Below are 12,924 nucleotides of genomic sequence, written 5' to 3' on the forward strand. Positions count from 1 at the left end.
TCTAGCCGTCGTGGACGACGCCACGCCCTCCCTGCCCCACGTCCACGACTCAGGGGCTGTGAATGAATCCACAGCCCCTGACCACTTTAGCCGTCGTGGACGACGCCACGCCCTCCCTGCCCCACGTCCACGACTCAGACCGTGAAGATTTCACAGTCCCTGTCTATTTTAGCCGTCGTGGACGACGCCACGCCCTCCCTGCCCCACGTCCACGGCTCAGAGGCTGTAAGTCTTTCCCCGAAGTCGTGCACGGACTCGGGCCGACGCGAGTGACGCACGGCTTGGACCTCTCCCTTGACCGCCGATACTCCTGCCCAAGCATGGGCAGCTGCTCCGGCGGAGGCCCGGGAGGCAGCTCAGCTGCCCCGGCGGAGGCCCGGGAGGCAGCTCAGCGCCCGCCGCTCATGCCGGCATCGGCACCAGCTTCGTCCACTTCAGCAGGTTGTAGGTCAGCGCCATCCACAGCCCCACCGTCCTCACCTTCGACTCCCCTCGGACCGGTAGCTGCTGCAGCCCGCGCCATGCTCGAAGGTCCGCGTTGACCAGCTCCGCGTGTGCCCCTCGCTGCCGGTACTTCCTCTTGGCCGACTCGGTCTTCATCCGCCTTCGCCACCGCCACGTCTCATCCGTGTCCTTGGGCTTGCGGGCGTAGGGGTCGTCCTCCTCGTCTCGCGGCTTGGGCACCGGCGCATAGACTCGCGTCCCTTTGGCCTCCATCTCGTGGATGGCTGCGAGCTTCACGAAGCCTCCGTCGACCAGCCACTCCCGAGGGCGCACTCCCGTACGCGCGAGCACCTGCGCGCACATCGGAAGCATCTGGCTCTTGTCACTCCCGACGTTCGTCACGCCCACACCCACGATGAAATTCTCCTTGGTGTCTTGCGCAAACTGAAGGTTGAAGGACGGCCGCCACCCTCCGTCTCCCATCTTCATCACCCGAGCCTCTGGGTCCGTCGTACTCACCCGACGCTCCTTCTTCTTTGCCTTCTTTTTCTCGTTCGTCTTCGTGGTCTGCTTCTTCGACCTCGTGCTCTTCTTCTTGGGCTCCTTGGCCTTGTCTTGCTTCTCCAGCTCGTCGAGCTCTGCGAGCGCCCGCGTCAAACGCTCTTGTCGCTCCCGCGCTGCTCGCTCTTTTGCGGCCTGCTCCCGCTTGTTCTCGGCCCCGGGGTCACTCTCGAGCTGCCGGCTCAGCTCTCGCACTCGAGCCTTCGCCTCCTTCAGGCACTTGTTGAGGGTCGCCCGGCGTCGAAACGAGCCTGCTCCTGCGCTCGCTCGTACACGGACGCCGTCTTGGGAGACCTGCCTCAGCGTCACCAGGCCCTGGTGCATCAGCGTCGCCAGCAGCTGGGTCATCAGCTCGTCGAGCTTGTCTCCGTGCCCCGTCCGAAACTCCGCCAGCGTGTGATGGTTCATGCTCAAGCCGCCACAGATCCATCGATAGACGTTGTCTCGCTCGCACAGCCGCGCGAGGTGACGAGCACTCCCAATGCCCTCCGAGATCGCGTACAGCCACAGGGTCAGCAACACCTTGGGATCCGTGGCGGGTCGTCCTGGCTGCGCTCCTCGGGCTTCGATCGCGTCGTAGAAGCTCGAGAGGTCGAGCTGCCCGACCGCTGCCCATAGCAGTCGGGCTCGATGGTCATCAGCCAACAGCGAGTCGAGGTTGTAGGAGCGAAACTCGAGCTGGTGGCGCTCGGCTTCTCGCAGGCGGGGCTTCTCTCGGCGCGACTTCGGCATGACTTCCCTCTCGGTGCTTGTGATCCCACACCGAGAGGAAAAGTTCACAAACTCTCAGACCGTGAAGATTTCACAGTCCCTGTCCATTTTAGCCGTCGTGGACGACGCCACGCCCTCCCTGCCCCACGTCCACGACTCAGACCGTGAACCAATCGCCCCCTCCAGGGGGCGGCCACATGCCCTCGCATGGGCACGAACTCCATTGCCCCACGACCCAAGCGGAGGAGCGGACAGCGACGAAGCGTCCCCGGTCCGCGACCTCTGCGGGGGCAAAGTAGAAACTCAGCCGGGGATGGTCACCGGCGGGCCGCCCTCGCAGTTCCACTCGAAGTTGTCGAGGATCACCACGGAGTCGAGGATGTTGTCGTTCTTGTCGAAGATCGCAAAGATCAGCGTGAAGTCCTCGAGGGGCGTGACGCCGGCGCTGGTGGTCAGCCACTTCGTGCCCGCGTGGCCCTCCATCGCCGTGCCCTGGAGCTCGGGGGCCGAGCAGTCGGGGCAGTCGTACTGGTTGGGCGCGTCCTTGTAGTCGAGGAAGCCGGCGTTGAGGGAGATGGGCTGGCCCATCTCGTCGAAGGAGACGTTGCCGGTCCAGTTCTCGCTGACGAGCCAGGCGACGTACATGTCGTTGTAGTTCGTCTGGTAAAAGCCCGGGTACTCCGTGGAGAAGAAGGCCAGGTTGTAGGCGAAGCCGGTGGTGCCCGCGGGGACCTGGCCGGTGATACGGATCTCCGAGTAGTCGTAGGCGCCGGAGCCCTGCTGCCACTGCTCCCAGATGGTGTTGGAGCAGTCGCCGGTGCCGATCAGGGCGGGGTCGGCCTCGCAGTCGATCATCAGCGCCGGGTCGACGGGGTTGGGGTCCAGCGGCGGCGGGAGGTTGATGGGGTCGTTGCCGACGAGCGAGGTCGAGGCGTAGGTGCCACCTTGGGTGAGCTCCTGCGCGATGCCGCTCGACAAGATGGCCATCTTCTCGCCCTCGAGGACGGGGTAGGTCGCGGGGTCGTAGGTGCCCAGCTGCCCGGTGTGCACGTAGCGGGCCTGGGGATCGCCGGTGACCTGGACGTTGACCTGGTACTCGTCCGGGCAGTTGATGCCGATGGCGTGGAGCAGGTCGTTGGAGTCGCCGTCGCAGGGGGTGTGGAAGGGCGCGCCGCAGACGTTCTCGTCGTTGGCGTCCGGGAGGTTGCCCAGATCGAACTTCGCGCCCGGACCACCGCCGGTCCCACCAGTGGTGGTCGTGTCCCCTTCAGACTCGCCGTCGGTGTCGGTGGTCGAGTCCGACTCGCCCTCTTCCTCCTCCGTCTCTTCCTCTTCCTCCGGCGTGTCATCGTCGGCGTCGTCGTTGTCGTCATCGCCGATCGAGTCCATGGCGGCCTCATCGGCCCCCTCGTCCTCTGGGTCGGAAGGACAGCCCGTTGTGATCAGCGCAATGGTTGCGATCGAGGGCAGGAAAAGGAGGTTTGACGGGCTGAGATATTTCACGGGTCAATCAATCCGGTAGGTGGCACAAAGCTGCCCCATCCTACGACGCAAAATCGCGCTCGTCACCGCCTTGAAACGGCAGCGCGTGACGCTCTACGCGCGCAGTCATCGGATGACTTGGACGCGGCCGACGGAGGGAGACATAGTTCGAACGCCGTGCCGAACGGAATGGGCGATATTCCAATGATCAGCGGGCTCTGGACGAATCTGCGCCCGCTCACATCGCAGTTCGCGACTTTTTTCATGCTGATCGCGCTGATCGGTTGTGTCCACGTCCACGAAGACTCGGCCGAAGCGATCCGCACCCGCGCGGTGGCCGAGGTCGAGCGGGGCGCGACCCCCGGCCTCGCCGTGGCCACGGTCGAAGGTCGAACCATCACCGTCGACGTCGCGGGTGTGGCCGCCCTCGCCGACGGCCGCCCCGTCGAGCGAGACACCGCCTTCTTGTGGTTTTCGATCACCAAGCTGTTCACCGCGACGGCGATCATGCAGCTGCACGAGCGCGGCGAGCTCGACATCGACGCGCCGATCCGCGACGTGCTCGAGGACGAGTGGACGCTGCGCGAGCCCCCGGGCCGGCCGATCACCGCGCGAGACTTGCTGTGTCATCGCGGTGGGCTCGGCAACCCTTCGGTCTACGACCGCGCGCACCCTGCCGGCCACGCGCCTGCGACCCTCGCCGAGCAGCTCGCCGACCTGTCCAAAGCCCACGGTCCGCGTTTGCGTCGGCGTCCGGGACAACACGCCCGCTACTCGAATTTCGGCTACCTGATCCTCGGCCGGATGATCGAGCGGGCCGATCCGCAGGGTCGGGACTACGCCGCTTACGTCCGGGGAGAGATCCTCGAGCCCCTCGGCATGGTCCATACGGACACTCGCTGGACCCCCCAGATGCTGGCCCACGGCGCCCTCGGCCACAGCCGCGCCAAGTCCATGGTGACCTCCATGATGGTCCGCGTCGCCGACCCTGGCGTGTTCGGGCCGACCCTCGACGAGTGGGTGACGACGGTGCCCTTCGAGCTCGAGGGCGCCCCCTACGGCGGGCTGATCGGCACCGCCGGCGACCTGGCGATCTTCCTCGCGGCGCACATCAACCATGGCGAGTGGCGAGGCCGACAGCTCCTGTCCCCCGCCTCGGTCCTCGCCATGCAGACCCCGCAGACCGACAACCGCGGCGCCGAGCTCGGCTACGGCCTGGGCTGGCACACCGGGCGCATCGACGGCGAGCGCTACTTCAACCACATGGGCAAGGGCGGCGGCTACCGCCCCGCCGTGCGCATCTGGCCCGCGCGCCGCTACGGCGTGGTCATCCTGACCAACCGCACCGTCTACGACCCGCGACCTTTGACCCGCAGCGCGCCCCCTCGCTCGCGGCCAAAGGACGCGGCCGGATAGACGGCGTCGAGGCCCGCCGTCCACTGGCTCGCGACCGGCTGCGGCGAGGCGTCGAACACCGAGCGGGCCACGCCGAGCACCCGGGGGTCCTCGCGGCCGTGGACCAGGGCCGAGAGCGCGGCCAGGCTCGGGCGCCGCTCGGCGCAGGCGAAGCTGCGCACCCTCGGCACGCGCTCGGGATCCAGGACCACCGGGCCCCGAGGCCAGCGCCGCGTCGCCCGGGACAGCTCGAGGCGCCGGGCGATCATCAGGGTCTGCACCCGGCAACCGAGCGCCTCGCGGGCCCGGGCCTCGGCGGCGGCGAAGCGCTCGGGGCACACGAGCTCGGCGCGCTCGGGCTGCTGGACCACGAGCAGCCACTCCGGGGTGCGGACGCGGTCGGAGGTGACCAGCCACAGCAGCTCGGACTCGAACCCGGACCCAAACCCAAACCCAGGCCCAGGCCCAGGCCCGGCGTCATCGGCTTCGCGGGCTCGCCCCGCTCGGGCCGGGTCGACGGCGCGCATGCGGCTCGGCCGAAAGGGCTCGTCGAGGTGATGGCGGAGCAGGTCGAGGACCAGGCTGGGATCGCGGGTCAACAGGCTGGCCAGGGCGGCGCGGATCGGCGACATGCCCTCCACCCTTGCGAGATGTAGGCCGTCGACCGGGCCAACAAAAGCCAGTGATCTCGCTGGCCCGCGCGAGCGGCCGAAGACGCTCTGGCCCGCGAGTCGGACGGCCGGCCCGTCCTCGGGCCAACAAAGCCCGACGAACGAAGATGTCTTTGAGTCATGGACGAGGGCGTAGCATCGTCCACGATGGGTAAAATATTCAGAGACGTTCATGGGCTGCCTGATGAAACCCAAAGGGAACCTAAACATCCGAACAGACAATTCCCACTCCGCGTAAGTAAACTCACTCAAATCTCGGAATTTCAGCTTCCATCCGTTAGGGTGTGTGCCGTGTCTGGATGGCAAGGGGAGATCTCCCCGACTATAATCCGAAAACCCGTGTGGGACCTACCAAACATTCCAAGGCAACAGTACAAACGCAACGTTCTTCGACAGGTTGTTGTTGAACTACGATATAATCCAGTGTTGCGTATAGACAACGATGTCTCAGTCTTTCAAGATCAAATTCGAGTTCGCTTCCCGCGATACGATGTTGCAGACCAACAGACCGTTGACATACGAAGGGACTCTGTTGGGCTGCTTCCACACATGGCAGTACGAACTCAACGACGTCACACCTTTGCAGATGACCAATACACCGTTTCTCTTACTCGAGAATCTCTTCGCATATACACTGAGAACCACACCAACCATAGTGACCTTGCCGATGTGACATCGCTTGCCGGAGGCTCCCTCAACGACGAGTACCGTGTCAACCTTACTCGCATTGGCATCCGATATGTAAATCACATTGAGCCTTTGCAGGTCGGCAAACTACTCAACCGAGATGACATCTCCGTTTCCGATCTTATAACTGCGGACTTCCTCCATACACCGCACACTTCAATCAGAAACTGTCAGTTCACCTATGAGCTCAATTCTGACTTTGAAGATCGAGAAGGCTCAATGACTGTCCGCTGGGGACAAATTTCAAATGCGTTCGTCCTCGATGTTGACAGGTACATTGAAAACCCCCAGAACATTGATGAGCTATCGAAGTGTGTCACTCAACTCACTGGGGACATCTTCTCTGTATTTTACTCGGCGACGACTTCCATGCTCAAGGACTACCTCGACGCTCGGATCCCGAACCATGACTGACTACACAAAACGATCTCAACAGGCGATCGATGCAGACAGGTATTGTGTCATCGTTGAAGGCTCAACCCTTCAGAGCTCGACGACCTCAACATCAGTCTCAAACGCGATGCTCGAACTCACTCTTACAGCAACGGGGCTCCATCACGTACGAGCGCTTTCCCTCGACGAATCCGTCTACAAAGCTAGCGGGCAGCTACAAAAGCTGACTATCCCTCTAAAACTCGCACCCGAGTGGCTTGAAGATCGCGTTTCTGAAGAACTATCCTTCTCTCGAAAACGTCGCACTAAACGAATCATCTCTACCCGCCCGATAAAATAGTCCAGGGAATCCACATGAACTCCGAGCGTTGGCCTCCTTGCTACGATGCTGAAGAACTACAACAGAACATCAGAGAACTTGTAAGTAAGAACCAGCTTCACACGAGCTTCTTTACCGCGAATACATCTCAAGGCCTCTGTCAGGGAGACATCCTTAAGCTTTCGGCGGAAATGCCCCTTATTGATGAGCATGGCAACGTAGCTGCACTTGAGCTTTTCGACTATTGGATGTTCGTTGGAAACACTTGCGATACTGATCGCGTCGATGTTCTAACATCTCAAGTCGTCCCGCTGCACGACCTGGGAGGACTACAAAGCCATGAAATTACAAACCTGGAGAGATACTCCCTCAACCGCCGCTTTTTTGTCCCAAACTGGCCTGGGTCACCTCATCAGGCTTGGGTGCTTGAGTTCACTGAACTTTGTGCCGCAAGCCTTGATTTTCTAAAGAAACAAACAGTGGTTGCACGAATGCAACGGTACTCCTGGTACCTGCTGCACTCGTGCCTTGTCCGATACCTCGCCCGAGATGACGGACGCTTCGACGAGTAGCCATCGTCCTTTAGTGGAATCCCCCGCTCGGGTCCGCTCACTCCGGCTTGGGCGAGCGGCGGATCACCACCGTCGAGCCGACGTTGTCGTCGCTGGTGCGCACGCCATACCAGCCCTCGGGCAGGAAGGGCGTGGTCCAGTTGAACAGCCAGCGCGCGTCGCTGGGCCCGAGGTTGACGCAGCCGTGGCTGCGCACGTAGCCGAAGCTGCGGTGCCAAAAAGCGCCGTGGAGGGCGTAGCTGCCCTCGAAGTACATCACCCAGGGGACGTCCTGGATGGCGTAGTTGCCGTCCGTGGCCGTGGCCCCGTCCATGTTCGAGGTGATCTGCTTGCTGTAGATGCGGTAGCGGCCCGTGGGCGTCTCGAAGGGCTCCTCGTCCGTGCCCTTCTTGCCCGTCGAGACCAGCGTGACGTAGACGGGCTTCGAGCCCTCGTAGGCCACGAGCATCTGCTTGGTGATGTCGACGTCGATCCACCGGTCCCAGGGGTCGAGGCCGTCGGGGATCGGCTGCGGATCGGGCCGGCGGATCACGTCGGCCTTGACCAGCAGCGCCGGCTCCTCCTCGCCGCCGGTGTCCCCCGCGGCCTCGGGCTGCGCGGGCGCGTCGCCTTCGGCGGGCGCCTCGGGGATCGGCAAGACGGTGAAGTAGGTCCGCCCGGCGATCTCGACCTCTTCGCCGAGGTTCAAGAAGGTGCGCTTTTCCAGGGTCTTGCCCGTGGCGTGGAGCTTGTCGTCGTCGCCGAACTCGAGCAGCTTGGTCCCGTTCTTGACCATCACGAAGCCGACGGGGAAGCTCATCCCTTCGACGATCGCGTGGCCCGAGAAGTCCTTGGCCTCGTAGGGGAAGGCGTTGGCCTTCTCGACCACGCCGCCCCGAGCGGTGCGCCAGTACTTGCGGCCGTCCTCCTTGAGCTCCTCCCCGAGGGACAGGAAGTAGCCCTTCTCGAGCCAGGGGTGGCTGGGGCTCAGGGGGACCTTGATGGGCTCCGGGGGCTCTTCGGGCTCGGGCTCCGGGGCGGGCTCGGGCTCCGGAGCAGGCTCGGGCGCGGGGGCCTCTTCGCCGTCGGGAGCAGGCAGCGCCTCGCCGCCGCCGTCGCCCGCAGCGGCCTCGCCACCGCCGTCTCCGCCCGCAGCCGCGCCCCCGTCTCCGCCGCCCTCACCAGGGCTCGGCGCGGGCTCTTCACCCGGGAGCGGCTCGCCGGTGCGCTCGGACTCGAGGATCGCCCGGCGCTCCTGGGTCTCGACGTACTCCTCTTTGGTCGGCGCCCGCCACCACATGGGCGAGTTCCACTTGCGGACGTAGGCCCACTTGTAAGGGAAGGGCGCGTCGACGTCGGCCTTGGCCGGCTTGTAGGCCATGTAGGGATCGCGCTCGTCGACCACCAGCCCCCGGCTCGCGCACGCGTAGCCCCCGGACTCGAGCAGATGCCAGCCCGACGCGCAGTCCTCGGTCTTGACCGCCTCGCCCACGCGCATGCGCGTGCCGACGCGCAGGAAGCCGAGCTTGGTCGACTCCTTGTCGGGCTTGGCGTAGACGCCCACGACCTCATAACCGGCCAGCCCGTAGAGTGGCAGGGCGTCGGCCTCGGGCTTGGGGTCGGCGAATACGAACTCGCCGTAGCCCTCGGGCGCCTGGGGCTCCGTCGGGCCGGCCGCGGCCCCGGCTCCGCCTTCGGCCGCGCCCGCCTCGGCGCCCGCGTCTACCTCGCCCGCGTCTGCCCCCGCCCCCGCCTCGGCCTCGGCTCCCGCCTCCGGTGCAGGTTCGCCTGCCTCGGCCAGCGCGTCGGCACCCTCGGCCGCGGCACCGTCCGCCTTGGAGCCCGCGTCAGCGGACCCCTCCTCGGCTCCGGAAGCCGTCGAAGCGCTATCGGTGCAGGCGAGGCTCGCCGCGCTCACACAAGCGAGAGCGCAGACCAGGGGGCTGACCAGACGTGCGGGGCGCGGCATCACGGTGGTGCATAGCCCACGCAGCGCCCAGGGTGAAGATTCCGACCTGCGCAAGCTCCGCCCCCTCCCGATGTGGGTCTCGCCGTGCGCAGAAGCGTCAAACGTGCGCTCCGTGGCCGGGGCGCCGCGCTCAGCTCGCGTCGGCCTCGCGCGCGCGGCTCTCGTCCAGCCAGATCGGCAGGGTCGGCGTGAGCCCCTGACCCTCGAGCCGGTCCCGCGCTTCCTTCATCTCCTCGACACGCTTGCCCTTTTTGTCGAGCAACACGACGAGGGGATAGGTGTCGAGCACCGGCTCCCAGCGCCGCCGCAGCTCGTTGAACTCGTCCATGCGCGCCGCCGTGCGCCAGTCGTCTTCCTTGATGGCGATCACCTGCACGTCGCCAATCATCGAGCGGGGGTGCTCGTTGCCAAGCTCGAGATCGAGGTGCTTGCAGGTGTCGCACCAGTCCGCCGAGAACAGCACGACCACCCGCTTTCCGTCCCCCGTCGCGCGCTCGTGCATCTGATCGAACATCGCCGAGAGAGGCTGCTCTGCCCGCGGGCGCAGGCGGCGAAGGTCGTATCCAACGCTCGGATCCGCCTCGGGCGCGGCCGCCTGCGAGGCATCGGAATTCGGCTGAGTCTCCGGACTATTCGTACATGCGCTGGCGAAAGTGAGCACGAACATCACCGCGAGCTGCGCATTACCGGCAATATTGATGCCCACTTTTTTAGTAGTCTCTGGCACGGGTTTTTGCATCGGTCATTGACCTCGAAGCGCGCGGATTTGGTGCCGGGACCTTGCCCGAGCTATCCGGCGTGTGCAAGTCGGCGTGCCAGGCTCGCAGCCCATCCGGTAGAATCGGGTCCAATTCGAAGAGGTGAGCCGATCCCTGGGGATCGTGCTCACCTCTACAGACGCTAGCGAAGCTCGCGCCACCGCCCGAATCATGACCCTGGGATCAGACCGCGCTGTAGCGCATCCCGCGGGCTTTGCCCTCCCAGGTCACCTTGCCCGCGTCGATGAGGCGGGCGAGGGACTTGCGCACCTGCAGCGCGGTGCCGCCGACTTGCTCGGTGATCTCCGGGGCCTTGAGGGGCCGCTCAGCGCCCTCGACCACGCCCAGGACGGCGCCGTCGTAGGCCTTGCGGCCCTCGGGGGTGCGCGTGTTGACGGTGCGCGTACGCGTCCGTGCACGCTTGCCGCCACGCCCTGCGAGGCGCTCCCCGCCCTCATCCCGACCACGACCGCCTTCGATGATGTCGCCCACGCTCACGGAGCTGAGCAGCCCGGCGAACTTGCCCTTGCCGAGCTTGGTGAGCTCCGCGAGGGTCAACTGAGGGTTTTCGAGGACGAGATTGATGAACACATCACGCTCGACCGCCTCGACGGCAGAGTTGAATTCTCGCTCAAAGCTTGACACGCGAGGACCATAGCACAATCAATTCGTAATACGAATAGGCTGGGGCATTTTTTTGAGAATCTGGCAATTGGTACACGTCATACTCGACCATGAGTTGTGATTCTCATGGAGCGTAGTGCAAGGACAATTACCTGACCTTTCGGACAGCTACCGTCGAGAATCTGCGCCCAGGACGCGAAAAGTATCCATATTATCTTGGGCGCTGCGGGCCAGATCGGGCTTTGGAACGGGCCCGTGACACACGGCTCGCCGCGCACCGACGCGCTGTGCTTTGGACGAAGTCCGGTCCGAAGGGCAGCGACACGCCCTGCCGGCAGCCCCCTCGCCAGCCTTTACAATCGCGCGGTGTCGTCCACCACACCCCGCTCCAGCCCCGGTCTTGACCTGATCGGTGACGTCCACGGCATGCGCGAGACCCTCGACGCCCTCATCGAGGGTCTGGGCTACCGCCGCGTCGACACGCGCTGGGCTCACCCCAAAGGGCGCACCCTGGTCAGCGTGGGCGATCTGCTCGATCGTGGCCCTGACTCCCTGGGCTGTTGCGAGCGCCTCGCGGAGCTGATCGACGCGGGGTGTGGCCGGATGATCCTCGGCAATCACGAGCTCAACGCGCTGCACTACATGGCGGATCTACGCGAGCACAGCCCAAAAAACCGCGAGCAGTTTGCTGCGACCTTGGCGCAGATCGAGGCGCGGCCGCGTCGCTGGGATGCAATCGAAGATTTTCTCATGGGCCAGCCCACGCGCTTGCTCCTCGATGAGGGCCGACTACGAGTCATCCACGCCTGTTGGGACGCGCACACCCTCGAGCGCCTGCCCGAGCACCTCGACGCGACGATCCTGCGCGAATCGGCCAGGGGCGGCGCCCTCGAGGATGTGTTCGAGCGCTACATCAAGGGCCCCGAAGAGTCCTGTCCGCCCTACCAAGATCAGAATGGGCATACCCGCAGCACGCGGCGCTTGCCGTGGTGGCGCGACTATGCCTCCGACGCCCCCAAGGTCGCTTTTGGCCACTACTGGTTCCCCTGGGCCTCCGAGCTCCCAGACCGCGCTCCTGGGTGGCTGGGGCCCGGAGAGAATGCGACATGCCTCGACTTCTCGGCGGGCAAGGGTGGACCCCTGCTCGCGCTGCGCTACCCCGAAATGGAATTCGTCATGGTGCCAAATCGTGATGTCCGCTGAGCGTGATCGCCTCGACGGTGTCGCTGACACCAGGTGTCCGTGTTCCCAATTGGGACGGTCGCCCGGCTCAATCGAGGTGATCGGTCAACGCACGGGCGTGGTCGATGACAGTCTGGCGCAGCGCCTCGGGCTCGACATGGACGAGGGCGTCGCCGAGGGACAGTAGCCGCCGCGCCAATTCACGACACGATCGATAGGCCATGCGGCGCTCGAGCAGCTGGCCGTCTTCGATCCAACGATCGACTTGGCCCGGATCCCAGATGTTGTGGTGCACCCAACGCGCCACGGGAGCGCGAATGCGCAAGACCGCGGTCGAGGGCCGGTCCTCGTCGATGCCGAAGGCCGGATCGTGGTCCCCCCAGATCTTGGCGAGGGCGGGCATGGGCTCCCGCGGCGTCAGCCCCTCGATGGGCGCGGCGGCCTCGATCTGCGCGACGCGAAAGCTGCGAGCTTCGCCGTGGGTGCGCGAGAAGGCGCGCATGTACATCGCCCCGTCGTGCAGGCGCAGCTGCCAGGGCTCGACGTCATGGATGCGCGCGCCGCCCGAGGGGTTCCACGGGCTCGCGTAGCGGATCTGCACGACCTGCTTGCCCACGCCGCCGAACAGCACCGCGAGCACGCTGGGGTCCGTGCGGCTGCCCGTGGTCAAGGTCGCGACCAGGCTGCCCGGGCGCGCGCCGGCGGGCGGGGGCTGGCCGCGGTCGCGGATCTCCGCGTCCATCTGCTCGGCGAGGCGACGCAGCCGCGCGGTGATCTCCTCGTCGGCGAAGGGCGCGAGCAGGGCCTCGGCGAACATCACGGCCGAGAGATCGCCAGGCTCGGGGTCGGTCAGCGGCAGCGTGAAGTGGAGATCGCGGAGCACCCAGCGGCCGGCCCCGCGATCGAACTCCACCGGGGAGTCGCAGGCGTCGCGCAGCCAGGTCAGGGCCCGCTGGATCGAGGGGTGCGAGACCTTGGCAACCCGCGCCAGGTCCTCCTTGCTGGCCCCGCCGGGGTTGTCCCGCAGGTGGCGGAGCAGGACGCGGGCCGTGTCCTTGACGAGCTCGGAGGGGCCGGCAGACATGCCGCCTCATACCACGGACCTTGGCCGCGGCTCCCCGACGGACGCGCGGATCGACAAAGCTCATTGACCGCAGTCGGCCATCACGAATAAGAC

The 12,924-nt window shown here is 65.3% G+C and carries 11 protein-coding genes; 4 read left to right on the forward strand and 7 right to left on the reverse strand.

Going from position 1 to position 12,924, the window contains the following annotated elements:
• Positions 1-402 precede the first annotated feature (402 nt).
• Together PPSIR1_RS34985 and PPSIR1_RS34990 are read right to left on the reverse strand one after the other, a co-directional pair.
• Positions 403-1,737: an IS1182-like element ISPlpa2 family transposase gene (locus tag PPSIR1_RS34985; protein ID WP_006975987.1), complete on the reverse strand. Its 1,335-nt coding sequence runs from the start codon at positions 1,735-1,737 to the stop codon at positions 403-405.
• Positions 1,738-2,019: 282 nt separating this feature from the next.
• Positions 2,020-3,105 (reverse strand): choice-of-anchor L domain-containing protein, encoded by a 1,086-nt coding sequence (locus PPSIR1_RS34990; protein WP_006975988.1) that lies wholly within the window; start codon positions 3,103-3,105, stop codon positions 2,020-2,022.
• Positions 3,106-3,462: 357 nt separating this feature from the next.
• Between PPSIR1_RS34990 and PPSIR1_RS34995 the strand changes: the two genes are divergently transcribed.
• Complete coding sequence (locus PPSIR1_RS34995) at positions 3,463-4,614, forward strand: serine hydrolase domain-containing protein (RefSeq protein ID WP_157596299.1); 1,152 nt, start codon at positions 3,463-3,465, stop codon at positions 4,612-4,614.
• Here PPSIR1_RS34995 and PPSIR1_RS35000 read toward each other — a convergent pair.
• Positions 4,548-5,225 carry a hypothetical protein gene (locus tag PPSIR1_RS35000; RefSeq protein ID WP_157596300.1) on the reverse strand — a complete coding sequence of 226 codons (678 nt, stop codon included), beginning with the start codon at positions 5,223-5,225 and terminating at the stop codon, positions 4,548-4,550. The two genes, PPSIR1_RS34995 and PPSIR1_RS35000, sit on opposite strands and share 67 nt — an antisense overlap.
• A gap of 186 nt (positions 5,226-5,411) precedes the next feature.
• Here PPSIR1_RS35000 and PPSIR1_RS51370 point away from each other — a divergent pair, with 186 nt between their 5' ends.
• Both PPSIR1_RS51370 and PPSIR1_RS48655 read left to right on the forward strand, forming a co-directional pair.
• On the forward strand, positions 5,412-6,365 hold the full coding sequence (locus PPSIR1_RS51370) for a TIGR04255 family protein (protein ID WP_420813386.1): 954 nt from the start codon (positions 5,412-5,414) through the stop codon (positions 6,363-6,365).
• Positions 6,366-6,698: 333 nt separating this feature from the next.
• Positions 6,699-7,235 (forward strand): hypothetical protein, encoded by a 537-nt coding sequence (locus PPSIR1_RS48655; protein WP_157596301.1) that lies wholly within the window; start codon positions 6,699-6,701, stop codon positions 7,233-7,235.
• Between the two features lie 37 nt (positions 7,236-7,272).
• On the opposite strand, the gene PPSIR1_RS35010 is transcribed toward PPSIR1_RS48655, so the two are convergent.
• The 3 genes from PPSIR1_RS35010 to PPSIR1_RS35020 form a co-directional block, all read right to left on the reverse strand.
• Positions 7,273-9,183 (reverse strand): L,D-transpeptidase, encoded by a 1,911-nt coding sequence (locus PPSIR1_RS35010; RefSeq protein WP_157596302.1) that lies wholly within the window; start codon positions 9,181-9,183, stop codon positions 7,273-7,275.
• Between the two features lie 130 nt (positions 9,184-9,313).
• Positions 9,314-9,922, reverse strand: coding sequence for a TlpA family protein disulfide reductase (locus PPSIR1_RS48660; RefSeq protein ID WP_157596303.1), 609 nt, complete (start codon positions 9,920-9,922; stop codon positions 9,314-9,316).
• Positions 9,923-10,124: 202 nt separating this feature from the next.
• Positions 10,125-10,586, reverse strand: coding sequence for a hypothetical protein (locus tag PPSIR1_RS35020; protein WP_006975993.1), 462 nt, complete (start codon positions 10,584-10,586; stop codon positions 10,125-10,127).
• Positions 10,587-10,931: 345 nt separating this feature from the next.
• Here PPSIR1_RS35020 and PPSIR1_RS44710 point away from each other — a divergent pair, with 345 nt between their 5' ends.
• On the forward strand, positions 10,932-11,768 hold the full coding sequence (locus PPSIR1_RS44710; RefSeq protein ID WP_157596304.1) for a metallophosphoesterase: 837 nt from the start codon (positions 10,932-10,934) through the stop codon (positions 11,766-11,768).
• Between the two features lie 67 nt (positions 11,769-11,835).
• On the opposite strand, the gene PPSIR1_RS35030 is transcribed toward PPSIR1_RS44710, so the two are convergent.
• Entirely contained in the window at positions 11,836-12,831 is a 996-nt protein-coding gene (locus PPSIR1_RS35030; RefSeq protein WP_006975995.1) for a helix-turn-helix transcriptional regulator, read from the reverse strand.
• Between the last annotated feature and the right edge of the window lie 93 nt (positions 12,832-12,924).

Origin of the sequence: Plesiocystis pacifica SIR-1 (genome assembly GCF_000170895.1) — a bacterium.
Lineage (GTDB): Bacteria > Myxococcota_A > Polyangia > Nannocystales > Nannocystaceae > Plesiocystis > Plesiocystis pacifica.